Here is a 24,920-nt window from a genome sequence, read left to right as displayed (position 1 = left end):
TTCCTCAGCCGTCGAGGTTGTCCAGGTCCAGTCGGCCGCGGGCGAACGCGTCCACCCGACCCCACCGACCCGGGATGTCCAGCACCTCGATCCGCCCCATGCCCACCGGCAGCCGTGGCTCGACCGCCAGGTGCCCCTCGTGCGGCTCCAGACCGAGCATGGTGCGCAACAACAGCAGCGGCGTACCGGTGGACCAGGCCTGCGGGCTGCACGCCGTCGGATACTCCACCGGGAACTTCGTCAGCTCCCTCGGGTAGCCGCCGAACGCCTCCGGCAACCGGCCGTCGAAGTACGTGGCCGCGTCCAGGATGCCGTTCGCGATGGTGGCAGCCTCCTCGGCGAATCCGTACCGACGCAGACCCCAGGCGATGAAGGAGTTGTCGAACGGCCAGATCGTGCCGTTGTGGTAGCCGATCGGGTTGTACCTGGTCTCCCCCTCGGCCAGGGTGCGTACGCCCCAACCGGAGAACAGTCGCGGCCCCACCAGGTGCTCGGCGAGCTTCTCCGCCCGCTCGGCGTCCACGATCCCGCTCCACAGCAGGTGGCCGATGTTGGAGCTGAGGATGTCGCACTGCCGGCCGTCCGGGTCCAGGGCCAGGGCGAAGTAGCCGCCGTCCTCCACCCACCAGTCCCGGTTGAACCGTTCCTTCAGCTCTGCCGCCTCCCGCTCCAACTGGTCGGCGAACTCCGGGTCACCCCAGAACTCGCGGGCCAACCGTGCCCCGCGGACCTTCGCGTCGTACGCGTACCCCTGCACCTCGCAGGTGGCGCGCGGGAACGGCGGAAGGGTGCCGTCGGAGTACGAGATCGAGTCCCAGGAGTCCTTCCAGCACTGGTTCTCCAGACCGGTGTCGGTGTTGCGCCGCTCGTACCAGATGTAGCCGTTGCCCACCAGGTCGGCGTAGTTGTCGATCCACTTCAGCGCCGCCCGGGACTCCTGCTCCAACTCCTTGACCAGCGCGACGTCCCCGCTCCACCGCTCGTACTCGTCGAGCAGGATGACGAACAGCGGCGTCGCGTCCACCGAGCCGTAGTACGGCGAGTGCGGCTGCTCCTCGAACGCCGCCGTCTCGCCGTAGCGCATCTCGTGCAGGATGCGACCCGGGTCCTCGTCCCGGAAGTCGTCGAACCGGCTGCCCTGGAGCGAAGCCAGGATGCGCAGCGTCGTCTTCGACAGCTGCGGGGTGAACGGCAGCGTCTGGAGGCAGGTCAGGATGCTGTCGCGCCCGAACATGGTCATGAACCAGGGCAGACCCGCGGCCGGCAGGGTGGCCCCACCCAGCGACAGCGGCGAGAAGCGCAGCGCGGCCAGGTCGATAAGGCTGCGCCGGTACGTGCTGGCCACCCGACCGTGCTCGCTGTTGACCTTCGGAGCGTCGGCGATCCACTGCTCCAGGTCGTGCTGGAGGGCGAGCCGCTCGGTGTCGCGCATGCGCAGCCCGAAACGCAGGTCGCGGCCACCGGGCCCGACCGCGTGCGTCTCGACGTGGATCGAGGCCTCCCACTGCTCGTTGGGCTCCAGGTGCACGGTGTACGTGAGCCCCTTGCTGTCGTACCGGGGTGACATCGACGAGGAGATGGTGGTCTCCCGCCGGAAGTTGCCCCGCCGGTACCCCAGCCGCAGCCGGTCCGACTCGACCTCGGTGTAGATCTCGCCCTTCTTGTTCAGGATCTCGTCCTTGACCTGGAACAGGTCGGCGAAGTCCGACGCCGCGTCCATCCGTACTTCCAGGTCGACCGGCTTCTCGTCGTGGTTGAGGATGGTGAGCTGCTCCCGGAAGCTGCTTCCCACCGCCCGCTCCCGGATGATCGACAGCTTCGCGTCCACGTAGTGCGTGGCCATGCCCGGCACCAGGAAGAACCGCGACTCGAAGTACTGCAGGTCGTCGAAGGACAGCGAGTTGAGGCGCTCACCGTTGACGGTCAGCACCCACGTCGACAGGAACCGGGTGTCGATGGAGAAGAGCCCGGTCGGCTCGCTCGGCGTCGCCTCGATGTCGCCGGTGTCCTCGCAGACGACGAACGTGTTGCCGTCCAGGATCCGGATCGTGTTGCTCTGCCCCATCAGTGCACCTCCCCGACGAAGCGGCGGCGGGGCCCACGGGCGTCCGGGGAACCCGGGAAGATCCGCTCGACCTGTACGACCAGCCGAGCGTCACCCGACACGGTCATGTCCCCCCGCAACAACGCGGCCAGGCCGTGCTCACGCCCGGCGGCGATGTCGTCGAACAGGACCGGATCGGCGCCGATGACGGTGTCGGCCTCCTGGTCCTCCTGGCTCACGTTCAACCGGCCGTGGTCGATCCTCAGCAGCCAGTGCCGGGTCTGCGCCCCCTCGTGCAGGTCGATACGCAGTGTCCCGGAGGTCTTCGCCAGCAGAGGCTCGTACCCCCGCCGGTCCAGGTCCTCGAAGAACCTCGTGGTCGCGTCCACCATCGGGTCCACTCCTCCCAGTTGCCGGGCCCGGGATCCCACCCACCGCGCTCACCTCGCGCGGACGGCCGGCGTCGAACGTCCCCGCACGGGTCCCCGCACCACCCCCACCCAACCTCGCCCAAAAAGGGTGAACCCCACCCCACCCCACCCTCTCCCCCTCCCCGGTCCCCGCCTCCCCCGGTGATCAAGAGGTTTGCGTCACGACACGCCGGGCGGGCTGACGCAAACCTCTTGATCACCAGCGCGGGGCGGGGCGCGGGGCGGGGGGGGGCAGGGCCGGGCGGGGCGGGGGGCAGCGCAGCGCCGGCCCTTCCCCTCTTGGGGAAGGGCCGGCGCGCCCGCGGCGGACGGTCAGTTGTTCGGATCGTCGGCGCTGATGTCCGCGAGCACCGACTGCGGTTCGCGTTCGACCGCGAGGTCACCCATCGAGACCAGACCGACCAGACGCCCGTCGTCGATGACCGGCAGTCGGCGTACGGCGTACGTACGCATCAGGTCCGCGGCGGCCACCGCGTCGTCGTACTGGCTCACCGTGATCACGTCACGGGTGGTGATCTGGTTCAGCCGGGTCGAGCCCGCGTCCATGTTCTCCGCGACACCCCGGACCGTGATGTCCCGGTCCGTGACGATGCCGACCACGCTGTCTCCGTCGGTCACCACCACGTCACCGATCGCGCTGTCGCGCATCTCCTGCGCGGCCGCGGTGAGCGTGTCGTTGCCGTCCATCGTCACCAACCGGGTCGTCATGAACTCTCCGACCGTTGTCATGGTGCTCCCCTCTCGGTGTCGGCACGGCCCGTCTACCCGCCGCCCGGGAGGGGGTAACGCGTACTGCTCGCCGGGCTGTCCGTGCGGGTGTCGCAGCCGTCGCGGCGCCCATCGCGTACCCCGTCCCGGCTGGCCCGCGCGGCGAAGCAGGCACGGGAGGGCGGCATGCCCGTCGGCCACCGCGGCACCCGGCCGAAGCGGACGCGGGTCGGCGTCGGCCGGGTGGGGTGCACCAACCGGGTGGCGGGCGCGTCAGCCCCGGGGCGGCATCCCGTAGACGCGCTCCACGTGCAGACGCAGCACCAGCCGCCCCTCGTCGACCATGGCCTGCCGGTATTCGGCCCAGTCGGGGTGTTCGCCGCGCAGTGCCCGGTAGAGACCCACCAGTTCCTCGACACTGGCATCGCCGGGCTCGGTGGCGGGCGGGGTCAGCTCGGCGCGCCCCTCGACCACCGCGTACGCCCAGCCGTCCTCGCTGCTCACGTGGAAGCTGGCCCGCGGGTCCCGGCGCAGGTTGGCGGTCTTGGCCCGGCCCTCGGTGACGGAAACTCGGATCAGCCCGGCGTCGGAGTCGAACGAGTAGACCACTGTGGACATCTGTGGCCGCCCGTCCCGCTTGATCGTCGCCAGCACGCCCATCGAGCGGCCGGCGATCAGGTCGGTCAACGCCTGCTGGTTGCGGTCGTCCGGCACGGTTTCCTCCAGGTGGACGTCGGCTTGGTCCATCCAAGCATGCCCGGTCGGCCACCGCCCGGAACGCGACCGAGCCCCCGCCGGCGACCGGCGAGGGCTCGGGGTGACGCGACGGTCAGCGGCGCTCGGCGGCGACCAGCTCGGCGAGCTGCACCGCGTTCAGTGCGGCGCCCTTGCGCAGGTTGTCGTTGGAGCAGAACAGGGCGAGCCCGTACTCAACGGTCTCGTCGGCGCGGATCCGCCCGACGTAGGTCGGGTCCTGCCCGGCTGCCTGCAACGGCGTCGGCACGTCGGTCAGTGCCACGCCGGGCGCGTCGGCCAGCAGCTCGTGCGCGCGTTGCGGGGTGAGCGGCCGGGCGAACCGGGCATTGATCTGCAGTGAGTGGCCGGTGAAGACCGGCACCCGGACGCACGTCCCGGACACCTTCAGGTCGGGGATCTCCAAGATCTTGCGGCTCTCGTTGCGGAGCTTCTGCTCCTCGTCGGTCTCGAACGAACCGTCGTCGACTATCGAACCGGCCAGCGGGAGGACGTTGAAGGCGATCGGCTCGGCGAACGACCGCGGCGCGGGGAACTCCACCGCCGACCCGTCGAACGCCAGCCCAGCGGCGTGCTCGGCGACCTTGCGGACCTGCTCGTCCAGCTCGGCGACGCCGGCCAGCCCGGCGCCGGAGACCGCCTGGTAGGTGGAGACGACAAGGCTCACCAGGCCCGCCTCGGCGTGCAGCGGACGCAACACCGGCATCGCGGCCATCGTGGTGCAGTTCGGGTTGGCGATGATGCCCTTCGGGCGGTCGAGGGCGGCGTGCGGGTTGACCTCGGCGACCACGAGCGGCACCTGCGGGTCCATGCGGAACGCCGACGAGTTGTCGATCACCACGGCGCCGGCCTCGGCGACCCGGGGAGCCAACTCCCGTGCCGTGCCCTTACCGGCCGAGAAGAGCACGATGTCCAGTCCGGAGTAGTCCGCTGTCGCGGCGTCCTCCACGGTCACTTCGCCGTCGCGCCACGGCAGCGTACGCCCGGCGGACCGCGCCGAGGCGAACAACCGCACCTGCTCCGCCGGGAACTCCCGCTCCGCCAGCACCTGCCGCATCACGCCACCGACCTGGCCGGTGGACCCCACAATGCCGATCCTCATGCCCGGAGGCTACCCAGCCCACCCCGGAAACCGTGAGCCCTTTCCCACCCCCCGGGTCCCGCATCACACCCACCGGAGCCGCCCTCCCCCGTTGATCATGATGTTGTCGCCGCGACATCTCGTGGCGGGTGACGACAACCTCATGATCGACGGAGGCGAGCACAGCGGGGGGTCAGGCGATCAGGTCGCCCAGGTTCGCTGCCGTCAGTTCGTCGCGGATGACGGCGGCGTCACCTTCGATGACCAGGGTCAACGCTTCCGGGTGCAGGTGGTTGGCCGCCGCTGCGGAGACCTGGTCGACGTCCGCGGCCAGCAGCGACTCCCGCAGCCGGGCGTGATAGTCGTCCGGCAGATCGTGCACGACGAGCGTGGTCAACGCGGAGGCGATCGCCCGGGGGCTCTGCAACTCGACGGAGAGCTGCCCCGCCCGCCAGGACCGGGCCACCTCCAGCTCGTCCTCGGTGACCCCGGTGGCCTGGGTACGGGTGATCTCACCCACCGCCTCCACCAGGGCCGGCGCGGTGACCGCCGTCTGCACGCCGGAGCTGACGGCGAACCGCCCGAACCGCCGGGACGACGCGAACTCACCCCGGATGCCGTACGTGTAGCCGTGCACCTCGCGGAGCAGATGGTTGAGCCGCGACGTGAACGCCCCGCCGAGCACCGTGCCGGCGAGCGACATGGGCACGTGGTCGGGGTGCGCCCGGTACGGCGCCGGGTGGCCGAGTCGCAGCGTGGACTGCACCGAACCGGGACGGTCCACCAGGATGATCCGCCGACCGGTGTGCAGAGGCACCTCGATCGGGCCGCCCCGCTCGGCCGGCCCTCCCCCCGTGCCGGCGAACGCCGCGGCGGCCAACGCGTCCAGGTCGATCCGGTCCAGGTCCCCGGCGACGACCAGGGTGCCGGGGCGCAGGAACCACTCGGAGTGGAAGACCGTGACGTCCTCCACGTCCAACCCGGCAACCGATTCCGGGTCGCCGTGCATGGGACGTCCCCAGCGGTTCTCCGCGCCGAACAGGTCGGCGCGCAGCGCCGCGTCGGCGCGCGGTCCCGGGTTGGCCCAGTCCATCCGCAACGCGGTCGCCTCGTCGTCGCGGACCCGGCGCACGTCGGCGGGGTCCAGTCGGGGCGTCCGGACGGCCTCGGCGAGCAGTTCCACGGCCGCGCTGAGCCGGTCCACCGGGATCACCACGCTGGCCTGGAACGAGTCCCAGTCCAGTCCGGTCGTCAACGCGGTGCCGAGCCCTTCGACAGCGAGCGCGTACGCGGCGGCATCCCGCTGCGCGGTCCCCTCTTCGAGGGCCTTGGCCAGCACACCGGACAGGCCCTCCTTGCCGACCGGCTCCCGGCCCGCACCCACGTCGAGCAGCAGCAGGGCCACGGCGAGGTTCTGCCCCGGCAGGTGCGCGGCGACGACCTGACCACCGGCCACGGAGCGGCGGACCACCGCCGGGAACCGGTACGGGCGGGCGGCGCCCGGGCCGGGACGGTCGGCGATCAACGTCATGAGGTCTCCTCGGGCAGGTAGGTCAGGATGACCCGGTCGGTGGCGAGCACCTCGGCGGCGGCCTCGGCGATCTGCTCGGCGGTCACCGCGAGCAGGCCCGGCAACTGGTCGGCGACGCGGGCCGGGTCACCGAACTGGGTGGCGTACCGGCCGAGCAGGTCCGCCCGGCCGTCCACCGTGGACAGCTGACGCCACCACCCGGTGCTCAGCAGCGCCTTGGCCCGGTCGAGTTCGGCGGCGGTGACCGGCACGGTGGCCAGTTCGTCGACGACCTCGGCCAGCCCTTCGGCGAGCCGCTCGCCACTCACCCCGGGTCGGGCGGTCGCGGTGGCGATCAGCGGTGCCGGGGCGTGCGCGAGGTCCACCCCGTACGCCCCGACCAGGTCCGGCTGGGCGATCCGCTCACCGTCGGCGAGCCGCTGGTAGAGCCGGCTGCCCCGGCCGCTGCCGAGGACGGTGGCGAGCACGGTGATCACGTTGTACTCCGCGCTGCCGAACGGGTAGCTGCGGTGGGCGATGTACACCCGGGGCGCCGGCACGTCCGCGCTCACCGACTCGACCGCCGTCTGCCCGGTGGCCGGGACACTGCGCCCGTCCGGGGCCGGCGGGATGTCGTCGCGCGGGGGCAGCGCCCCGAAGTACTTGTCGGCCAACGCGAACACGTCCGAGGCGGTGGCGTCGCCGACCACTGTGAGCACCGCGTTGTTGGGCGCGTAGTAGGTCTGGTGGAACGCCTGGAAGGTGGCGAGGTCGGCGGCGTTCAGGTCGGCCATCGAGCCGATCGTCGCGTGATGGTAGGGGTGCCCCGGCGGGTAGAGCAGCGGCAGCAACCGCAGCCAGGCGTCCCCGTACGGGACGTTCTCGTAGCGTTGCCGGCGCTCGTTCTTGACCACGTCGCGCTGGTTGTCCAGCGTCTCCTGGGTGAGCGCCGGGACCAGGCCGCCCATCCGGTCGGCCTCCAACCAGAGCGCCAACTCCAGGTGCTCGGCCGGGACCGTCTCGAAGTAGTTCGTCCGGTCCGGGTTGGTGGTGGCGTTGAGCGAGCCGCCGGAGCCCTGGATCAACTTCATGTGCTCGGTCTTCGCCACGTTGACCGAGCCCTCGAACATCAGGTGCTCGAAGAGGTGGGCGAAGCCGGTCTGCCCGGCCGGCTCGTGCCGGGAGCCGACGTCGTACCAGAGGTTGACGGCCACGGCCGGCGCGGTGCGGTCCTCACTCACCACCACGCGCAGGCCGTTGTCCAGTCGGGACGTCTCAATGGGCCAGGGGTAACCGCTGTCGGGCATGCCCCGACGCTATCCGATCTCCCGGGCGGAAAGGTGACGTGCGGCCCGTCGGCGAGCCGACCCGCCGCATCAGGGAGGCCGCCCGGGGTATCGGAGGGCAATGACCGTCACCCCGCCCCCGTCCCGGCTCGCCACCGCCGTCGAACGCGCCAGCGCCGCGCTCGGCCGACGCCGCGGCCGGTTGCTGCATCCGGCCGGTCGCTCCTTCACCGGCGAACTGATGATCTGGGGTACGCCCGGACCACCCACCGGGGCCGGTCTGCTCGACGACCCGGGCCGGTACCGGGCGACCGTCCGGCTCTCCAAGGGCACACCGACGCCCGGCGGTTGGCCGGACGTGCTCGGCCTCGCGGTACGCCTGCACCGCGAGGACGGCCATCCGTTCGACCTGCTGGTCAGTTCCAGTGGCGCGGCCCCGCTGCTGCGTAACCTGCCGCTGCCCCGGCGCGACTTCACCGGGACGTACACCTCGATCATGTGTTTCCGCGTGGGTCCCCGCCGGATCTGGCTGGCCGCGCTGGCCGACCCCGACTCGGTCGGCCTCGGACGCAGCCTGAACGCGGCGGCCGCCGCGACCCGGACGGACAAGCCGCGACTGGTGCTCGCTGTCGCGTCCGCCGTGGGGCCGTGGCGGCCGGTGGGGCAGATCAGCATCGGCGCCCAACTCGACGCCGAGGAGGATGCCGCGCTCGCGTTCGACCCGGTGCGCAACCTGCCACCCGACCTGCGGGTGGCAGGTCCTCTGGCCTGGCTGCGGGAGCAGACCTACCGGGGGTCACGCCGGGCTCGCGGGGCGGACGCTCAGTCGGGGGGTTCGACCGCGACCACCGTCTGATCCGAGGTACGTCGTTCCAGCACCGTGTCCGGTGCCGCGTTCTGGTCCTCCTCGCGGATGTCCGACTCGGCGAGGATGGCCTCCGCCTGTGCCTCCGGGTCGTCGCTGCCCACGGCCTTCTCCTCGGGCAGGAGGTGGTGGGCTCGGGACTCCACCCGGTCGTGATCGCTCTGCTCGTCAGTCATGGCACCCCTGTTACCCCGCCGTGGACCGTGACACGCGATGTTCACTCCGCATCTTGGGACGACCCGGTGGGCTTCCGCATCGGGTCGGGTACGCTGGGCGACGTGACGCGTTCGTATCGATGGTTTAGGCAGCCGGCTCGCACGCCGGTGACTTCACCATGATCTGACGTCACCGCAGACCGAGCCGGCTGGGCAGGAGCTTTCGTTCCTGCCCTTTTGTGTACGAGCAGCCGGCTCGACCCGGGCACCGGCCCCGGGCGCGGTCGGCGGAAGGATTCCCCACCGTGACGACCCCGGAGACCGATCGGGTCAGCGATCAGCGGATCGACCGCGTCGTGCCGCTGACCACGCCCGCCCTGCTGCATCACGAGTTACCCCTGGACGAATCGCTCGCCGCAGCCGTGCTGAACGGCCGGCGCGCCGTGGGTCGAGTGCTCGACCGCGAGGACGACCGCCTGCTGGTGGTGGTCGGCCCCTGCTCGGTACACGACCCGGCCGCCGCCCTCGAGTACGCCGAGCGCCTGCGCGGCACCGCCGATCGGCTGGCCGACGACCTCCTGATCGTCATGCGGGTCTACTTCGAGAAGCCCCGTTCCACTGTCGGCTGGAAGGGCCTGATCAACGACCCGGGCCTGGACGGCAGCGGGGACGTCAACACCGGCCTGCGGCTGGCCCGGGCGCTGCTTCTGGACGTGCTGCGCCTCGGCCTGCCGGTGGGTTGCGAGTTCCTGGACCCGATCACCCCGCAGTACATCGCGGACACGGTGGCCTGGGGCGCGATCGGCGCCCGCACCGTGGAGAGCCAGGTGCACAGGCAGCTCGCGTCCGGCCTGTCCATGCCGATCGGCATGAAGAACCGGCCCGACGGCAGCATCGGCACCGCCGTGGACGCGATCCGCGCGGCCGGCGTACCGCACGTCTTCCCCGGCATCGACTTCTCCGGCACCCCGGCGATCATGCACACCCGGGGCAACACGGACGGGCACCTGGTGCTGCGCGGCGGGGGCGGGCGGCCCAACTACGACGCGGAGTCGGTCGCCGGCGCGATCGACCTGCTCCGTGCGGCGGGGCTGCCGGAGCGCCTGGTGATCGACGCCAGTCACGCCAACAGCGGCAAGGACCACCGCAACCAGCCGCTGGTCGCCGCGGACGTGGCCGCCCAGATGGCCGCCGGGCAGCGTGGGATCACCGGCGTGATGTTGGAGTCGTTCCTGCTGCCCGGCCGGCAGGACCTCGACCCGACCCGGGAGCTGGAGTACGGCCGTTCGGTCACCGATGCCTGCCTCGGTTGGGACGACACGGCCGAGGTGCTCGATCACCTGGCCTCGGCCGTGCGGGCGCGGCGGGCCACCCTTCCGACGACGGTGTGACGGCTGACACCAGAAGGCGCGGAACACGAGTGGGGGTCGGCTCGTTGACCGAGGTGTCGGTGTGCCCAGTGTCCCCGGGCCTCACCTAAATAGCCTTCGCGGAATACCGTCCGGCTGGAGCCGCGTAGCGCCACTCGCCGAGAGGCGACCTGCACACCGACACCAGCGCCGCCCCCGGCCCACAAGGCCGGGGGCGGCGCTGTCTGTGCCCCCGAACCCCACCAGATTGAGCAGCCGAGACTGCCGCGACGGCCCAGGCAGACACGACGCCGCCAGCGACCGCAGCGGGCCGGCCCGCCGCGACGAGCGCGACGAAGTATCCGCCGCCGCCTTTGCTCTGCACCCACCGATGCGACGCACACCGTCCGTAACTGGTGCACGGATGGGTGCAGAGCAAAGGCGGCGCAGGAGGTCATCGGTCGGCGGCGCAGGCGGCCCGCTGGCGTGACGTTTGACCGATTCCGGCCCGGGTAGCTGATCGAGGTGACCGACGACGCATCAGTGTCCGGCGAGCCGGACACCCGGGCCCTCGACGACCTGCTCGACGATGTCTTCCGGGCGCAGGAGCGGGTCGACCAGGGCGAGATCTACCGCCGGGCGGTGGCTGCCGAGCTTCCGGCGGACCTCCTCGCCCGAGTCGACGCACTGCCCGAGGGCGAGTACTCGGTGGACGAGGCCAGCGACCTGCTCGGCGGCTCCGTCGCGTGAGCGACCTCACCGGCTCCGTCGCGTGAGCCACCGTAGAAGGGACACCGACATGAACCACCACGAGGACCACGACGAGAAGGTTCCGGCGCTCGGTCAACCGCCGAAGGGCATGGACACCACCCCCGAGCCGGACTTCGCCAACGAGCACGACAAGACGGCGGTGGACCGGGACATCATCACCGGCGCGGACGAGGACGAGCGGGAGCCGGAGTCGCCGCACGGCTGGTCCGGCATGCAGCGCTGACACTCAAGTACGACAGAAGGGGCCGGCAGCAGCGCCGGCCCCTTCCGTTTGTGCTCGTCAGTCGTCGTCGTGCCCGCCCTCGGCGGCCTGCTGCGCCGTCGCGTACGCCATCTGGAGGAAGTCGGACGCGGCGACCGCGGTCAGCGCGGTGGCCACCAGCCGGGTCAGCCGGGGCGCGAGCACCAGGCCGCCGGTCAGCCCGGTGGCCACCCAGACCGCCAGGCAGAACGGGCAGCTCAGCAACTCGCCGATGGCGTGCCGGGTGGGGCTGCCCGAGTCACGGACCTGCTCCATCACCTCGCCGCTGCCGATCGGGCGGTCATAACGGGTGAACGGCGCCCGCAGAGGGCTCGTCACCGCGTCCTTGGACAGCAGCCGACTCAACTTGTGGGTGGCGATGGAGAGCAGCACCACGTCGGACGGCGCGGGACGCTCCGGCACCGGTCGACCGGTCACCTTGACCAGACCGGCGAGTGCGCCGGTCACCCCGGCGTAGGCGCCCATTGCCACCAGGTAGCCGCCGAGCGGCCGGTGTTCGTGCGGCGCGTACGCCCGCCGCAACCGCGCCGCCTTGTCGCGCAGGCCGGTGTCGCTCACCCGTTCTCCTCCCATGTCGTGGTGGTGCGGGACCGGGCGTCCCGCGTGCCCGCTCAGCCGGCCTGGAGGTTGTCGGCAACCTCGCGTGCCAGGTTGGTGAGTGCCTCGTCGGCCAGCTGGTCCGGGCCGGGGTCGCCCGACCCGTCGGCCAGGTCGAGCTGGATCCGGGCGCCGCCGGCATCGGCCGGCTCCACCCGGATCTCGGCGGACCAGTCGTCGCCGTCGCCCCAGCGTGCGCGCAGTTCCGCGCCGTCGATCTCGGAGGCGGGGCTTCCGTCGCCGCGCAGCGGCTCCGGCAGCCAGGCCGAGGCGCGGTTCGGGTCGGTGGCCGTGTTGAAGACCACCTCGGGTGGCGCGGACATGCCGCGCACGGCGCGCGCCGGCATCAGGCGTCCCGCAGGCGGCTGGGGTCGACCTCCCGGCCCGGGTGGCGGGCCAGGTATTCGGTCTCGAGTTCCGCGGTACGCCGCAGGTGGTTGGCGAGCGCGGAGTCCGCCGCGTGCCGCAGGGTGTCGAGGCGGGTGCGGTGCAGGCTGTGCATCTCGCGGATCAGATCCTCGTCGGTCAACTCCGTCGGGTCGACGCCGGGCAGATCGCCGTCGAGGCCCGCGGTGCCGGCCCGGTCGGCCAGGTCGTCGCCGCCCCACTCGGGCACCCGCTGCTCCGGGCTCATCTCGGTGTTGCCGTTGGACGCGAAGCCGTCCTCACGTACCGATCCGGTCATGATCGCCCCCCTTGATCTCGTTTGGGCTGGCGTCTAGACGATTGCCCAGGCGTCGTGCGGCCAAACCACGGCCGCGACGCGACAACTACGACACGGTGTCGGAGATCGGAGCCGCCCCCGGTACCCTCGATGCCATGAGGCGGCTCTGGACCCCGGCGTGGATCGTGCGCCACGTGGCCATGGTCGTGCTGACCGCGGGCTTCCTGGGGCTGGGCTGGTGGCAGGTCAGCCGGGCCGCGGCCGGCAACAGCCTGAGCTGGGGGTACGCGGTCGAGTGGCCGATCTTCGCCGGCTTCGTGGTCTACGTCTGGTGGCGCGAGGTGAAGCTCGCCCGCCGCCGGGGGGCGGAGGCCGAAGCGCCGTCGCCGGACCCGGCCGTCGAGCCGACGCCGACGGTCGACGCCGGCTCCCGACCGGCGGTCCGCCGACCGGTGCGGGTGTCCCGGGCACCGGCCACCGGCGGCGACGCGGTCGAGGACACCGACCTGGCCGCCTACAACCGCTACCTGTCATGGTTGAACGCCAATCCGGGCGCCCGGCCCGGTGACTATCCCGGCTGAGCCGGGCTCGGAAGGACGGACGAAGGTGGGCGCTGCCCTAACCCGGTACCGCGTGATCGCCTGGATCGTGGGCGTGGTCCTGATCCTGCTGGTCGTGATCGGCATGCCGCTCAAGTACGCGTTCGACAACCCGGTCGTGGTCGAGACGATCGGCCCGGCGCACGGCTTCCTCTACATGATCTACCTGGTGGCCGCGTTCGACCTGAGCCGCCGTGCCGACTGGCCGCTGAAGCGGATGCTGCTGGTGATGCTGGCGGGCACCGTGCCGTTCGTCTCCTTCTACGCCGAGCGCCGGGTCAGCGCCTGGGTGGCCGCGCCGCAGGAGCAGCGGGCACCGGAGCCGGTTTCCAGCTGAGCGGCCGGTGGGCCGACGCCGGGTCGGCGCCGGCCCACCGTCGGGTCAACGGTTCGGCCGCCACGGTTCGGCCGAGGCGAGGGGGTCGACCCACCCGCCGTACCGGTTGACCTCCCGGGCCCGCAGCAGGGCTCGCGTGACCTGGCCGAACTGCCGCTCGTCGTCGGCGCTGAACAGCAGCACCTCGGCTCCCCGGTACCACCCCCACAGCTCGTAGGGCGGTGGACGCCAACGATCTCCGACCATCGCCAGCACGGCCGGTAGCAGGAAGACCGCACCGAGAATGAGGTACGCCCCGGCGGTCAGGCGGTGCAGACCACCGGTGAAGCCGAGGAGCAGCCCGACACCGCCGAGCATGGTGGTGGTGACGACGACGGCCCGGACGGCGATCCGGTCGTGCGGGCCTCGGGTGGTACGCAGGTGGGTCAGGTCGGCCACCTGGTAGCTGGTTCGACCGGCGGTGAACCGGTCGACGGTCACGATGATGCCGGGCCGCGCGTACAGCAGGGTCGACCGGGTGCCCGGCGCCGTTCGCGGCGGCCGCGTTCCTGCGCCTTCACGTTCCACGGTTCCTCCCGCGGGAGACGGTTTGGCCGAGGTGGGCCCGAACAGGCATCGCTACCTGTCGACGGGATTCCCGGCTCCGTTCATTGTGTTGCGGCGCCGCCAGCTGACCTGTGTATTTGTCGACTCTCGACCGTTCCCCCAACCGGTGACATCGCCGAGAAACAGCATCCATTTCAGGTTTTATCGGTTATGGCGACCAGATATCCGGCGGCATACGCCCGGAACGACGAAAGTCGTATATCCGTCAATACCTCGCTCAACGGACCGTTCGCCCCTCTTTTCAGGCGTCATCAGTCACGATGACGCCACCCGACGCAGTGCTACGCCCGGCCACTTCGCCAACATTCGCCCCTGCTTCAACTGCGAGCGACAGCCGTCCCGGGTTAGGTTGGGCGAGCCGGTCCGGCCCAGTGCCGTCCGCCCGGGTGGCCCCGGCCGGTGTCGCCGAGGGCGTCAGCAGCCCCGGCGGCCGTGGGAGAGGGGCCTTCCGCTCTTGTCATCCCTGAAAAACCTGCTGCGCACCATGGCGCTCGCCGGCATGTCGGCCGCGCTGATCGCCCCGACGGCGGTGGCCTACGCCGAGCCGTCCCCCGCCGACCTGACCCGCCGGATCGAGGCGTCCTCGACCGAGTTGGAGCGGGTCGTCGAGTCGTACAACAAATTGCGTGAGGAGATCAAGACAAACGAAGCCGCAGTGGCCCGATTACAGGCCCGCATCGGCCCGCTGGAACAGCAGGCCAAGCAGAGCCAGGCTGATGTGGCCGAGTTGGCCAGCACCGCGTACAAGAGCGGCGGTCTGCGGACCGCCGACGCCCTGCTGGGTTCCGAGGGCGCCACAGCCCTGCTGGACCGCCTCGGCACACTGGACCAGCTGACCCGCCAGCGGCAGGAGCGCATCTCCGGCTACACGGCCGACCAGCGACGGCTGCTGGACGAGAAGGCCCGGCTGGACGCCACACTGACCAAGCAGGCCGCGCAGGCCCGCCAGCTCGCGACGGCCAAGAAGCAGATCGAGCAGGATCTGACCAAGCTGTACGAGATGCGTCGGCAGGCGTACGGGGCGGCCACCGAGCGACCCGAACCCAAGGCCCCGGCAGCCGAGGCCAAGAACGTGCCAGCGGTGGCCGGTGACGCTGGCGCCGCGGTGCGCTACGCGTTCGGCGCGCTGGGCAAGCCGTACGTGTGGGCCGGCGACGGGCCGAACGGCTACGACTGTTCCGGGCTCACCTCGGCGGCCTGGCGGGCGGCCGGTCGGTCGCTGCCGCACAACACGCGGATGCAGTGGAGCGCGGTCGCCCACATCGGTCGAAGTGACCTACGGCCGGGTGACCTGGTGTTCTACAGCGGGCTGGGGCACGTCGCCCTGTACGTGGGCGACGGTCAGGTGATCGACGCGCCGAGCGCCGGCCGCAACGTGCTCAAGCGGGGCATGAACATGATGCCCATCCAGGGCTACGGTCGGGTCCGCTAGACGCCCGAAGACGGTGAACGGCCGGCGTCCCCCTATCGGACGCCGGCCGTTCGCCGTCATTACTACCAGGTCAGGCCGCCTGTAGCCCCTCTGCCCGGGCCAGCTCACGCAGCCGGCCGAGCGCCTGGATCTCCAGCTGTCGGATCCGCTCGCGGGACAACGAGAACCGTGAGGCGACCTCGGTGAGCGAGTGCTCCCGGCCGTCCTCCAGCCCGTAGCGGGCCCGCATGATGCCGGCGGACCGGTCGTCGAGGTGGTTGAGCAGCCCCTCGATGCGCTGCCGCTCCAGACCGCTGAGGACGATGTCCTCCGGCGACGGGGCGTCACTGTCGGCGACCAGGTCACCGAGGTTGGTGTCGCCGTCGTCGCCCACCGGGGTGTCCAGCGAGACGGTGTCCTGCGACCAGCGGCGCAACTCGTTGACCCGCTCGACGGTGACGCCGAGCGCTGCCGCGATCTGCTCCGGCTCCGGGTCGCTGCCCAACTCACGGGTCAGCTGCCGGGCCACGTTGCGCATCCGGTTGACGTCCTCCACCAGGTGCACCGGCAGACGGACGGTGCGCTCCTGCTGGGCGATCGCCCGGCTGATCGCCTGGCGGATCCACCACGTCGCGTAGGTGGAGAACTTGTAGCCGCGCTCGTAGTCGAACTTCTCGACCGCCCGGACCAGGCCGGTGTTGCCCTCCTGGATCAGGTCCAGCATGGGCATGCCCGAACGCACGTAACGGCGGGCGATCGACACGACCAGTCGCAGGTTGGCGCGGATGAAGAGGTCCTTCGCGCGCTCCCCCTCGACGACCAGCCATTCCAGGTCGGCCCGGTCGACACCGGCGGGAACGGCATCCTCACCGAGCAGGTGCTCGGCGTAGAGGCCGGCCTCGATCGCCTTGGAGAGATCGACCTCCTTGGCGGCGTCCAGCAGTGGCGTCCGGGAGATCTCGTGCAGGTAGACGCCGACCAGGTCGCGCTCCTCGGCAACCTCGTCGGTTCGCATGCCGATGTTCTTGTCCACGTTGCCCACGGTCCCCTCGCTCGCGCCGGTTGCCCGGTTCCTTGCCATTCCCCACGTCCGTCAACCCCTGGTAACTTCTGCTGTGCCCAGCGGTGCTGACACCTACACAACAGATGAGACGTGTCGGGGATTCCGTCTCGTGAGTCGAAAGTGTCACGAATGCCTGAGTACTAGCTGAGAGCACGGTCCATATTTGCTGTCAGCACCCCGTCGGGCGGCTCTCCGTTGGGCACCACGCACGGGTCACCGCACCATGGCAACACCGCCAGCCGTGGGGGCACAGCGACCCGGGTCACCACCACGCTGCGATCCTGGTCACTGGCAGATACGCAGCGGCGGACCGGTCGGTTCATCCATCGGGAGTGTTATTACCCCCCGGCCAGATGAACAATCCGAGGGGCCTTTCGCTTCCCGTTCCCGGGAGCGGGCGTCAGCGGGCGAGCAGGGCGAGGGCGCCGCGTACCTGGTGGGCGGAGCGGGCGAGCGCGGCCCGGGCGGCGTCGACCTCGGCTCCGGAGACCAGGGAGACGAGCGCCGTCTTCAGGTCACCGCCGGCCTCGGCGAGGGCTTTCTGGGAGACCTGCTCGGAGCAGCCGGTGGCCTCGACCAGAATCGAGATCAATCGTCCGCGGAGCTTCGCGTTGGTGGCGACCATATCGATCATGAGGTTCGAGTAGACCCGCCCCAGTCGCACCATGACGGCTGTCGAGAACGCGTTGAGCACCAACTTCTGCGCCGTGCCCGCCTTCATCCGGGTCGACCCGGTGACCACCTCGGGTCCGGTGTCCACCCCGATGAACACGTCGACCGACCGGGCGGCCTCCGCCTCCGGATTGGCGCAGAGCAGCATCGTCGAAGCACCCTTGGCGCGGGCCGCGGCGAGCGCCCCGAGGACGTACGGGGTGCGTCCGCTGGCCGCCAGGCCGACAGCGAGGTCACCGGCGCGTACGCAACTGGCGGCCTCGACCGCTCCGCCCCGGTCGTCGTCCTCGGCGTCCTCGACGGCCCGCCACATGGCGTCGGGGCCACCGGCGAGGTGGGCGCAGAACCAGTGCCGGGGCGAGTTGAAGGTGGGGGCCAGTTCGGCGGCGTCGAGCACACCGAGGCGGCCGGAGGTGCCGGCCCCGAAGTAGTGCACCCGGTGACCGCCGCGCAGGGCCTCGACTGCCAGGTCGACGGTGGCGGCGATCTCGTCGAGGACCGCGGCGACCGCCGCCGGCACCCGCCGGTCCGCCTCGTTGATCACGGTGAGGACGTCGCGGGTCGACATCAGGTCGAGGTCGACGCTGAGGGGGTTGCGCCGCTCGGTGGGGGCGCCCACCCGGACGGCGGGGCGGGCGGATGGCGCTGGCATGTCCTTGTCCGGCTCCACCGCGCCGGCCGTCATGCCCGCCTCCGGTTGGCACCCACCCGGTGCGACTGGACCGCCTCGGCGGTGGCCTCGAGTGCCTTACGGGCCCGGGCTCGGTTGCGGGCCGCCACGCCGACGAAGAGGCAGTCGACCACCGTGAGCTGGGCCAGTCGGCTGGCTGTCGCGCCGGAGCGGTAGGTGGTCTCGCGGGCCGCCGTGGTCAACACGAAGTCCGCCACCTCGGTGATCGGTGACCGGGGGAAGTTGGTCAGCGCCACTGTGACGGCTCCCCGCGTACGGGCCTGCTCCAGCACCTCGATCACGTCGGAGGTGGTGCCGGTGTGCGAGATGCCGATCGCCACGTCTCCCCGGCCGAGGAGGGCCGCGGAGGTCAGCGCGGTGTGCACGTCCGGGAAGTAGAAGGCGATCCGGCCGATGCGGTGCAGTTTCTGCTGGAAGTCCGAGGCGACGAACCCACTGGCGCCGGCGCCGTAGATGTCGATCCGGCCGGCGCCACTGATCGCCTCGACCACCTGCTCGCAGACGGCGGGGTCGAGTTGCTCGGCGGTCTCCTCGACCGCTCGGGCGTCGTTGAACGCGATGGTGGCGATGATCTGGGCGAGGTCGGCACCGGGCGGGATGTCACCGCCGACCACCCGGGCGTCCGGCGGCTCGATCCGGCGGGCGGCCTCGGCGGCGAGGCGGATGCGCAGTTGGGGGTAACCATCCATGCCGACGGAACGGCAGAACCGGATGACTGTCGCCTCGGATGTCTCCGCTGCGGTGGCGAGGTCGGTGATGGTCCGCCGCGCGGCGGCAGCCGGGTCGGACACGACCAGCCGGGCAACCCGCTGCTCGGCGGGCGACAGCGACGGCAACAGCCCGCTGATGTGGACGATAAGCCCACCGGGCTCCTGACTCGCAGAAATCTTCGGACTCTTCGCCACGGATGAAACTTACTTTCACCAGGCGTGAGCGTCAACTATGACTGTCCGGGTGGGGGAAAGTGTCGACAGCCGGGATCACCGGTCCCGCACAGCCTGCCACTCCCGCAGCACCACCGCCTCATCCGCCGGGTCGAGACCACTCTGCCGTACGGCGTCCGGCTGTGCTGCCATCCAGGATGCGGTCGCCCGAACGGTGTCGGACAACGGACGGACCGCCAACCCCGCCGCCAGAGCCGGTCGAGCGTCGCGGGCCATCAGGCCACCGGACTCCGGCAGTCGCACCCAGAGCGGCAGAGCCCGCTCCCCCGACCACTCGCGTACGTCGTGGGAGGCCAGGAAGTCCTGATCGACCCAGGTCAGGGCGGGGTCGGCCACGTCCAGCCCGGCGGCCACCCCGGCCAGGAAATCGGCCCGGGTCATCGCCGGCCCGATGCCGTCGTACGTGCCGGCGAGGCGGGTGCTGGCGGCGTGCAGTAGCCAGCTCGCCAGATCGGCGACGTCCACGAACTGCACACTGTCGGTCGGGCGTCCGGGCGCGAGGATCTCGCCACCGGCCGCCAGCCGCCGCACCCAGTACGGGAAGCGGTCGCTCGGGTCCTCGACGCCGACGATCAGCCCCGCCCGGCAGATGAACGACCGGTCGACGCCCACCCGCTGCCCAACCGCCTGCTCGATGCTGACCTTGCACTCGCCGTACCAGCGGTGGTCCGGGCCGACCGGTCCGTCCACCTCCGGCGGGGCCGCCGGAAGCACCGGCGCATCGACAGCGGCCTGGCCCGGGGTGGTGTTGTCGGCGTACACCGAGATCGTCGAGACGAACGACCAGTGGCCGACGTGGTCGGCGAGCGCGGCGAGCGCGTGCCGCGCGTGGCTGACCTGGCGGGCCACGTCGACCACGGCGTCGAAGCCGTCGCCGGCGAGCGGCACCAGCGCGTCCGGGTCGTCCCGGTCGACCGGCACCAACCTGGCCCCGGCCGGAACGGCGCCGGACACACCACGAGCGGCGCACGTGACGTCGTGCCCCTGCGCGACGGCGAGCTGCGCCACCGCCCGACCGAGGAACCGGGTGCCACCGAGAATCAGAATCCGCATCCGCCGATCCTGCGCCCCCAACCGCCCGGCAAGCCAACCAGTCTGCCCACGGCAGACGATCATGACGTTGTCACCACCCAGGTCGGCGGGTCACGGCGACAACGTCATGATCGACGGGGCGGGGTGGGTGGGAGAGGGGCGGGTGGGGGCGCCGGGGTGGGGTGAGGGTTAGCGTGGGCGCATGGTGGGGCGGAGTGTTCTGGTTACCGGCGGGAGCGGCGGGCTCGGCGGGGCGGTCGTCACCGCGTTCGTCGAGGCGGGCTGGCGGGTGGTCGTACCGAAGCGGGATGCCCGGCCCGGGTCGGAGCCGGCGGCCGGTGTGGTCCGGCTGGTCGCGGACCTGAGCGATCCGGTGGATGTGACGCGGGCGGTCCATGTCGCCGCCGGTGAACCCACGGCGCCGCTGCGGGCCGTGGTCAACCTCGTCGGCGGGTACGCCAGCGGTGGCCTGGTGCACGAGACGCCGATCGACGTCTTCGAGCGGATGCTCACCGTCAACCTGCGGCCGACCTACCTGGTCACCCAGGCCGCGCTGCCGCACCTGATGTCGAGCGGTGCGGGCGCGGTGGTCTGCGTCTCGGCCCGCGCGGCGGTCGCGCCGTTCCCCGGCGCGGCCGGCTACGTGACGGCCAAGGCGGCGGTGCTGGCCTTCGCCAACGCGGTGGCGGTGGAGTACCGGCACCGTGGGGTGCGCTGCAACACAGTGCTGCCCAGCGTCATCGACACCCCGGCCAACCGGGCCGCGCAGCCCGACGCCGACCACTCGCGCTGGGTGACGCCGGCGGAGATCGCCCCGGTGATCCGTTTCCTCGCCTCGGCGGAGTCCGCCCCGACCAGCGGCGCCACGGTGCCGGTCTACGGGCGGGCCTGAGTCGCCAGCGGGCCCACGTCGCGCGGCTGGTCGGAGGAGAGCGGCAGCCAGGTCTCCAGGTGCGCCTGGATCTGCTCGCTCACCTCCTCGGCGGGGCGGCCCGCGTCCACGAGCACGAAACTCGGATATTCGGGGAGGGTCCGGTAGGCGGTGTCGGCGGCGGTCAGCCAGCCCATCGTCTCGTGGTCGGTGCCGCGTTCCTCGATCCGCCGGTACGCCTCCGCCGGGTCGACGGCGAGCAGGAAGGTCACCTGCGGCGTCGGGAACAGCCGGTAACCGGCCCGCGCCAGCCGCTCCCAGCGTTGCCCGCCGTGCGCGCGGATGCTCGCGTACTGGCAGGCCGAGTAGCGGTCCATCACCGCTGTCCGGCCGGTGAGCAGGCAGCTGATCAGAGCGACGGCGATCGCGAGCCAGCGCAGCACGGACTCCACCGCCAGTACGCCGTCGCGCCCGACGAGCCGCTGGGCGTCGGGACGTCCGAGGCGGTTGGCGAGCCGGCCGAGCCATCGCCGTCCGCTGGCGTTGCGCCGGTAGGTCGCCGGGCGGCCGGCCGCGGTCAGCGCGTCGGCCAGTCGGTGCGCCTGGGTGGTCTTGCCGGAGCCGTCGATCCCGATCAGGGCGACGGTGCGCAACCGGGCCCTGCGTCGACGCATCCCCGATGATCTGGCCACCTTCCACAGGTTATCCGACCCACGCACCGTCGCCGCGACGTTTGTAACGGTTCATCCCTGTTGACGCCTGACCGCGACGCCAGCAGGTGTGGCCGACCGGAATGCCGGGTACCGGAGTTCGAAATCCAACCGCCGGTCCACCTACACGACGACGGGAGAACCAGATGGCTGAGCGCGGGGACGAGAGTCTGGTGCACACCCTGAAAAAGGTCGCCGCCGTGCTCAAGCAGTCCGAGATTCCGTTCGCCCTGGGCGGCAGCTTCGCCGTCTACGCCCACGGAGGTCACTCAAGCGATCACGACGTCGACTTCCTGATCCGGGAGACCGACGTGGAACAGGCGTTGGACGCCCTGGTGGCCGCCGGGTTCGTGGCCGAGCGCCCGCCGGAGGACTGGTTGGTCAAGGTCTTCGACGACGGCCGCATGGTGGACCTGATCCACCGGCCGATCGAGACGCCGGTGACCGAGGAGACGTTCGCCGACACGGTCATCCGGCCGGTGGACGCGATCCACATGCCGGTCCTGTCCGCCACCCAACTGATGGTGCACAAGCTGCTCAGCTTCTCCCAGCACTACTGCGACTTCGCCCGTGGCCTGCCGCTGGCCCGGTCGCTGCGGGAGCAGATCGACTGGGAACGGGTACGCAAGGAGACGCAGCACTCGCCGTACGCCGAGGCGTTCCTCGTGCTGCTGGACCGGCTGGAGGTGGTGCCGGACACCGGCACCACGACCGGAGAGGGGACATCGTGACCCACCATCGCGACATCGACGCCGGGCCACCGGACGAGTACGTCGAAGCGGAGATCCAACGGCTCCTCGCCGAGGACCCCGCCGTCGCCGAACAAGGGATCACCGTGGTCCGCCGGGAACGCGCCATCGTGCTGAACGGCGAGGTGGAGAGCCCGCACCGGCGGGAGGAGATCCTGCGCCGGGTGTCCGAGCGTTTCCCGGACGTGCCGATCACCAGCGACATCGGGGTGATCCGAACGCACGCGCCCACGGAGATCGAGCAACTGCCCTGAGGGAGGTTCCATGGTGATCCGGATCGCCGCCGTGGGCGACGTACATCTGGACGAGGACGTGGTCGGACGGTTCCGCCCCGCGCTGGAGGAGCTGCCGGACTGCGCCGACGTGCTGCTGCTGGCCGGTGACCTGACCCGGCACGGCACCGAGGCCGAGGCGCGCTGCGTGGCGGAGGAGTTCGGCGGCCTGGCCGTGCCGGTGGTGACAGTGCTCGGCAACCACGACCACCAGTGCGACCAGGTGCCGCAGGTGGTCAAGGTGCTGGAGGACGCGGGCATCACAGTGCTGGAGGGCAACGGCGTCGTGCTGGACTGCGCCGGCGGCCGGCTCGGCATCGCCGGCGTGAAGGGCTTCGGCGGCGGGTTCGCCGGGCGCTGCGCGAGCGACTTCGGTGAGCCGGAGATGAAGGCGTTCGTCCGGACCACCAACGAGAGCGCCGAGAGCCTCGGCACGGCGCTCCGTTCACTGGACTGCGACATGCTCGTCGCGCTCACCCACTACTCACCGGTACCGGACACGTTGGTCGGCGAACCGCTGGAGATCTACCCGTTCCTGGGGTCGTACCAGTTGGGGCAGGCGATCGACTCGGCCCCCACGGCGTTGGCCCTGCACGGGCACGCGCACGCCGGCACCGAGCGCGGCACGACCCCCGGTGGCGTACGCGTCCGCAACGTCGCGCACCCGGTGATCAAGCAGGCGTACAGCGTCTTCCACGTCGGCGATCAACTTGATACCGACCAGGTTTCCCCGATCGGCCAGTCGGGTAGTCAGAGGTCATGGAGCTGATTCTCTGGATTCTCGCAGTCGTACTCGTGGTCGCCGGCATCCTCGCGCTGTTCCGCCGGCAGATCCTGTGGGGCATCGTCCTCATCGTTGTCGGGCTGTTGGTCGGCCCGGGTGGTGTCAGCATCTTCAATTGACGCGCTTACTTCCTAACACCGGGACCCGCCGGGGTCGCCGCGACCGGAGCTCCGTCCTCCCGACAGGAGCACCGGTTGCGGCGATCCCGGCGCTTTCTTGTCCGGGCGGTTTGATCCGGCGCGGTGCGGAAACATCTTGACTATGGAGACATCTCGGGACGCTCCGACGGCCTCGGGCCGGCGACAGTGGTGGGCCCTGGTCGGCTTCGCGGCGGCCGTCTTCGTGGCGGCGGCGATCGGCGGGCTGGGCGTGCAGGGCACCACCGACGAGTACACGAGCCTGCGGCAGCCCGGCTGGGCGCCGCCCTCGTGGCTGTTCGGCCCGGTCTGGTCTCTGCTGTACGCCCTGATCGCGGTTGCCGGTTGGCTGGTGTGGCGGCGGGTGGGCTTCTCCCCCGCCCTCTGGGCGTGGACCGCCCAGCTGGTGCTCAACGCCATCTGGACGCCGCTGTTCTTCGGCGCGGGGCAGTACGGGCTGGCGTTCGCCGAGATCGTGCTGATGTGGTTGGCGATCGGCCTCACCGTGGTGCTGTTCGCCCGGGTGTCCCGGGTCGCCACCGCGCTGCTGCTGCCCTACTGGGCCTGGGTCACCTTCGCCGCCGCGTTGAACCTGTCGATCTGGCGGCTGAACGGCTGACCCGGGGGTCTCCGACGGGCGCCGCGCCCGCCGGAGGCCGTCATCCGGTCATCCTCAGCAGCGTGGGATGCCAGGGATGTAGCCGTCGTACCCGGTGTACACGTACGCGTCGGCGATGAACCGGCCGGAGCCGATCCGGTCCCAGATCGAGCTGGTGCCGTACGTGCCGGTGACAGTGGTGCCGCTGGTCTGGCAGGCGATCGTCACCCGGGTGCCGTCGGCGACGGTGCCCACCGAGGCGTACCCGGTGCCGGGGCCGGAGCGGACGGTCAGCGGGGTGCCGCTGGTGTCGACGGTGGCGTTGCCGCTGCCTGAGGAGCACCCGTTGCCACTGGTGTAGCTCTTGGTGCCCCAGTACAGGGCCAGGGTGCCGTTGAACCGCACCTGGATGTCGGCACCGTTGAGGCGCTGCTCGTAGTGCAGGTGCGGGCCGGTCGAGCCACCGGTGCTGCCGACCCAGCCGATCACCTTGCCGTAGCCGACGGTCTGGCCGACCGAGACGTTGAAGCCGCTGAGGTGCGCGTAGTACGTGCTGTAACCGCCCCCGTGGTTGATTCGGACATATTTGCCATAACTGGTGCCGCCGAGGTCGGTCACCCGGTCGACGGTGCCGGGGGCGCTGGCGACCACCGGGTCGCCCTGGTCGTCGGTGCGGTTGAAGTCGACGGCGTACGCCGGGCTGTGGTCCGACCGGGTCTGCCCGGACCAGGACTGGCCGCACGGGAACGGCACCCGGAAGGTCGGTGCGGCCAGCGCCGGGCTCGCCGGCGTCAGCACGCCTCCGACGAGCAGACCCGTCACCAGCAGGCTCATCCACCGCTTACGCATACAGCTCCTCCTATGTCGAAAACCTTCGATGAGGTGGCCATAGCCTGACAGATATCGTCAATCTTCGAAAGAGCCCGAGATCCATGCCGGGAGCGCGCCCACCAGGCAGCCCGCAGGTT

General features: G+C 71.1%; 31 protein-coding genes. 13 read left to right on the top strand and 18 right to left on the bottom strand.

The window, feature by feature from the left end; all coding sequences use genetic code 11:
- Positions 1-4: 4 nt before the first annotated feature.
- The 7 genes from O3438_RS28330 to O3438_RS28300 all read right to left on the bottom strand — a co-directional run bounded on the left by O3438_RS28330 (position 5) and on the right by O3438_RS28300 (position 7,834).
- Positions 5-2,065 (bottom strand): amylo-alpha-1,6-glucosidase, encoded by a 2,061-nt coding sequence (locus tag O3438_RS28330; RefSeq protein ID WP_269682657.1) that lies wholly within the window; start codon positions 2,063-2,065, stop codon positions 5-7.
- A complete protein-coding gene (locus O3438_RS28325) occupies positions 2,065-2,436 on the bottom strand; it encodes an SCP2 sterol-binding domain-containing protein (RefSeq protein WP_269682656.1) in 372 nt (123 codons plus the stop codon). The genes O3438_RS28330 and O3438_RS28325 overlap by 1 nt, the downstream gene beginning before the upstream one ends.
- 351 nt (positions 2,437-2,787) lie before the next feature.
- Complete coding sequence (locus tag O3438_RS28320) at positions 2,788-3,204, bottom strand: CBS domain-containing protein (RefSeq protein ID WP_088987962.1); 417 nt, start codon at positions 3,202-3,204, stop codon at positions 2,788-2,790.
- 252 nt (positions 3,205-3,456) lie between these two features.
- Entirely contained in the window at positions 3,457-3,930 is a 474-nt protein-coding gene (locus tag O3438_RS28315; protein ID WP_269682655.1) for a PPOX class F420-dependent oxidoreductase, read from the bottom strand.
- Between the two features lie 82 nt (positions 3,931-4,012).
- The gene (locus O3438_RS28310) at positions 4,013-5,038 is read right to left on the bottom strand and encodes an aspartate-semialdehyde dehydrogenase (protein WP_269682654.1); all 1,026 of its coding nucleotides are present in this window, start codon (positions 5,036-5,038) and stop codon (positions 4,013-4,015) included.
- A gap of 172 nt (positions 5,039-5,210) precedes the next feature.
- Positions 5,211-6,548 carry a M16 family metallopeptidase gene (locus O3438_RS28305; RefSeq protein WP_269682653.1) on the bottom strand — a complete coding sequence of 446 codons (1,338 nt, stop codon included), beginning with the start codon at positions 6,546-6,548 and terminating at the stop codon, positions 5,211-5,213.
- Positions 6,545-7,834, bottom strand: coding sequence for a M16 family metallopeptidase (locus O3438_RS28300; RefSeq protein WP_269682652.1), 1,290 nt, complete (start codon positions 7,832-7,834; stop codon positions 6,545-6,547). The genes O3438_RS28305 and O3438_RS28300 overlap by 4 nt, the downstream gene beginning before the upstream one ends.
- Positions 7,835-7,934: 100 nt before the next feature.
- On the opposite strand from O3438_RS28300, the gene O3438_RS28295 reads away from it, so the two are divergent.
- Positions 7,935-8,669 (top strand): phosphodiesterase, encoded by a 735-nt coding sequence (locus O3438_RS28295; RefSeq protein WP_269682651.1) that lies wholly within the window; start codon positions 7,935-7,937, stop codon positions 8,667-8,669.
- Here O3438_RS28295 and O3438_RS28290 read toward each other — a convergent pair.
- Positions 8,636-8,854: a hypothetical protein gene (locus O3438_RS28290; RefSeq protein ID WP_269682650.1), complete on the bottom strand. Its 219-nt coding sequence runs from the start codon at positions 8,852-8,854 to the stop codon at positions 8,636-8,638. The genes O3438_RS28295 and O3438_RS28290 overlap by 34 nt on opposite strands.
- A gap of 284 nt (positions 8,855-9,138) precedes the next feature.
- On the opposite strand from O3438_RS28290, the gene O3438_RS28285 reads away from it, so the two are divergent.
- The 3 genes from O3438_RS28285 to O3438_RS28275 all read left to right on the top strand — a co-directional run bounded on the left by O3438_RS28285 (position 9,139) and on the right by O3438_RS28275 (position 11,176).
- A complete protein-coding gene (locus tag O3438_RS28285) occupies positions 9,139-10,224 on the top strand; it encodes a 3-deoxy-7-phosphoheptulonate synthase (protein WP_269682649.1) in 1,086 nt (361 codons plus the stop codon).
- Between the two features lie 474 nt (positions 10,225-10,698).
- Positions 10,699-10,932 (top strand): hypothetical protein, encoded by a 234-nt coding sequence (locus O3438_RS28280; RefSeq protein WP_408630566.1) that lies wholly within the window; start codon positions 10,699-10,701, stop codon positions 10,930-10,932.
- A gap of 49 nt (positions 10,933-10,981) precedes the next feature.
- Positions 10,982-11,176 (top strand): hypothetical protein, encoded by a 195-nt coding sequence (locus O3438_RS28275; RefSeq protein ID WP_269682648.1) that lies wholly within the window; start codon positions 10,982-10,984, stop codon positions 11,174-11,176.
- A 57-nt stretch (positions 11,177-11,233) separates the two neighbouring features.
- On the opposite strand, the gene O3438_RS28270 is transcribed toward O3438_RS28275, so the two are convergent.
- The 3 genes from O3438_RS28270 to O3438_RS28260 are packed head-to-tail and all read right to left on the bottom strand — an operon-like array spanning position 11,234 to position 12,500.
- Positions 11,234-11,788 (bottom strand): DUF1360 domain-containing protein, encoded by a 555-nt coding sequence (locus tag O3438_RS28270; protein WP_088987952.1) that lies wholly within the window; start codon positions 11,786-11,788, stop codon positions 11,234-11,236.
- A 38-nt stretch (positions 11,789-11,826) separates the two neighbouring features.
- A complete protein-coding gene (locus O3438_RS28265) occupies positions 11,827-12,159 on the bottom strand; it encodes a hypothetical protein (protein WP_269682647.1) in 333 nt (110 codons plus the stop codon).
- On the bottom strand, positions 12,159-12,500 hold the full coding sequence (locus O3438_RS28260; RefSeq protein ID WP_442929744.1) for a DUF6158 family protein: 342 nt from the start codon (positions 12,498-12,500) through the stop codon (positions 12,159-12,161). Before O3438_RS28260 ends, O3438_RS28265 begins: the two co-directional genes overlap by 1 nt.
- Before the next feature lie 131 nt (positions 12,501-12,631).
- Here O3438_RS28260 and O3438_RS28255 point away from each other — a divergent pair, with 131 nt between their 5' ends.
- Both O3438_RS28255 and O3438_RS28250 read left to right on the top strand, forming a co-directional pair.
- A complete protein-coding gene (locus O3438_RS28255) occupies positions 12,632-13,057 on the top strand; it encodes a hypothetical protein (protein ID WP_269682645.1) in 426 nt (141 codons plus the stop codon).
- A 25-nt stretch (positions 13,058-13,082) separates the two neighbouring features.
- On the top strand, positions 13,083-13,412 hold the full coding sequence (locus O3438_RS28250) for a DUF3817 domain-containing protein (RefSeq protein WP_269682644.1): 330 nt from the start codon (positions 13,083-13,085) through the stop codon (positions 13,410-13,412).
- 45 nt (positions 13,413-13,457) lie between these two features.
- Here O3438_RS28250 and O3438_RS28245 read toward each other — a convergent pair whose 3' ends face one another.
- Positions 13,458-13,979: a DUF6232 family protein gene (locus O3438_RS28245; protein WP_269682643.1), complete on the bottom strand. Its 522-nt coding sequence runs from the start codon at positions 13,977-13,979 to the stop codon at positions 13,458-13,460.
- A gap of 493 nt (positions 13,980-14,472) precedes the next feature.
- Here O3438_RS28245 and O3438_RS28240 point away from each other — a divergent pair, with 493 nt between their 5' ends.
- The gene (locus O3438_RS28240; RefSeq protein WP_269682642.1) at positions 14,473-15,450 is read left to right on the top strand and encodes a C40 family peptidase; all 978 of its coding nucleotides are present in this window, start codon (positions 14,473-14,475) and stop codon (positions 15,448-15,450) included.
- Between the two features lie 70 nt (positions 15,451-15,520).
- Here the strand turns inward: O3438_RS28240 and O3438_RS28235 are convergent, their stop codons facing one another.
- The 4 genes from O3438_RS28235 to O3438_RS28220 all read right to left on the bottom strand — a co-directional run bounded on the left by O3438_RS28235 (position 15,521) and on the right by O3438_RS28220 (position 19,852).
- Entirely contained in the window at positions 15,521-16,510 is a 990-nt protein-coding gene (locus O3438_RS28235; protein WP_088987946.1) for a sigma-70 family RNA polymerase sigma factor, read from the bottom strand.
- 382 nt (positions 16,511-16,892) lie between these two features.
- On the bottom strand, positions 16,893-17,849 hold the full coding sequence (locus O3438_RS28230; protein WP_269682641.1) for an N-acetylmuramic acid 6-phosphate etherase: 957 nt from the start codon (positions 17,847-17,849) through the stop codon (positions 16,893-16,895).
- The gene (locus O3438_RS28225; RefSeq protein ID WP_269682640.1) at positions 17,846-18,760 is read right to left on the bottom strand and encodes a MurR/RpiR family transcriptional regulator; all 915 of its coding nucleotides are present in this window, start codon (positions 18,758-18,760) and stop codon (positions 17,846-17,848) included. The genes O3438_RS28230 and O3438_RS28225 overlap by 4 nt, the downstream gene beginning before the upstream one ends.
- Before the next feature lie 75 nt (positions 18,761-18,835).
- The gene (locus tag O3438_RS28220; protein ID WP_269682639.1) at positions 18,836-19,852 is read right to left on the bottom strand and encodes an NAD-dependent epimerase/dehydratase family protein; all 1,017 of its coding nucleotides are present in this window, start codon (positions 19,850-19,852) and stop codon (positions 18,836-18,838) included.
- A gap of 181 nt (positions 19,853-20,033) precedes the next feature.
- On the opposite strand from O3438_RS28220, the gene O3438_RS28215 reads away from it, so the two are divergent.
- On the top strand, positions 20,034-20,723 hold the full coding sequence (locus O3438_RS28215) for an SDR family NAD(P)-dependent oxidoreductase (RefSeq protein ID WP_269682638.1): 690 nt from the start codon (positions 20,034-20,036) through the stop codon (positions 20,721-20,723).
- Here the strand turns inward: O3438_RS28215 and O3438_RS28210 are convergent.
- Positions 20,708-21,376, bottom strand: a complete 669-nt coding sequence (locus tag O3438_RS28210) for a dTMP kinase (RefSeq protein WP_442929743.1) — start codon at positions 21,374-21,376, stop codon at positions 20,708-20,710. The two genes, O3438_RS28215 and O3438_RS28210, sit on opposite strands and share 16 nt — an antisense overlap.
- A 182-nt stretch (positions 21,377-21,558) precedes the next feature.
- Here O3438_RS28210 and O3438_RS28205 point away from each other — a divergent pair, with 182 nt between their 5' ends.
- The 5 genes from O3438_RS28205 to O3438_RS28185 all read left to right on the top strand — a co-directional run bounded on the left by O3438_RS28205 (position 21,559) and on the right by O3438_RS28185 (position 23,973).
- On the top strand, positions 21,559-22,143 hold the full coding sequence (locus O3438_RS28205) for a nucleotidyltransferase (RefSeq protein ID WP_269682636.1): 585 nt from the start codon (positions 21,559-21,561) through the stop codon (positions 22,141-22,143).
- On the top strand, positions 22,140-22,415 hold the full coding sequence (locus O3438_RS28200; protein ID WP_145779269.1) for a hypothetical protein: 276 nt from the start codon (positions 22,140-22,142) through the stop codon (positions 22,413-22,415). Before O3438_RS28205 ends, O3438_RS28200 begins: the two co-directional genes overlap by 4 nt.
- 10 nt (positions 22,416-22,425) lie before the next feature.
- Complete coding sequence (locus O3438_RS28195) at positions 22,426-23,202, top strand: metallophosphoesterase family protein (RefSeq protein WP_269682635.1); 777 nt, start codon at positions 22,426-22,428, stop codon at positions 23,200-23,202.
- A complete protein-coding gene (locus O3438_RS28190) occupies positions 23,193-23,336 on the top strand; it encodes a GPGG-motif small membrane protein (RefSeq protein WP_007464364.1) in 144 nt (47 codons plus the stop codon). Before O3438_RS28195 ends, O3438_RS28190 begins: the two co-directional genes overlap by 10 nt.
- Positions 23,337-23,478: 142 nt before the next feature.
- Complete coding sequence (locus O3438_RS28185) at positions 23,479-23,973, top strand: TspO/MBR family protein (RefSeq protein WP_269682634.1); 495 nt, start codon at positions 23,479-23,481, stop codon at positions 23,971-23,973.
- A 54-nt stretch (positions 23,974-24,027) separates the two neighbouring features.
- Here O3438_RS28185 and O3438_RS28180 read toward each other — a convergent pair whose 3' ends face one another.
- Positions 24,028-24,801, bottom strand: coding sequence for a M23 family metallopeptidase (locus O3438_RS28180; protein WP_269682633.1), 774 nt, complete (start codon positions 24,799-24,801; stop codon positions 24,028-24,030).
- Positions 24,802-24,920 lie beyond the last annotated feature (119 nt).

This window comes from Micromonospora sp. WMMC250, assembly GCF_027460215.1.
Taxonomy (GTDB): Bacteria; Actinomycetota; Actinomycetes; order Mycobacteriales; family Micromonosporaceae; genus Micromonospora; species Micromonospora taraxaci.
The sequence above is the reverse complement of the archived record's forward strand: the minus strand, read 5'-3'. Positions and strand labels throughout refer to the sequence as shown.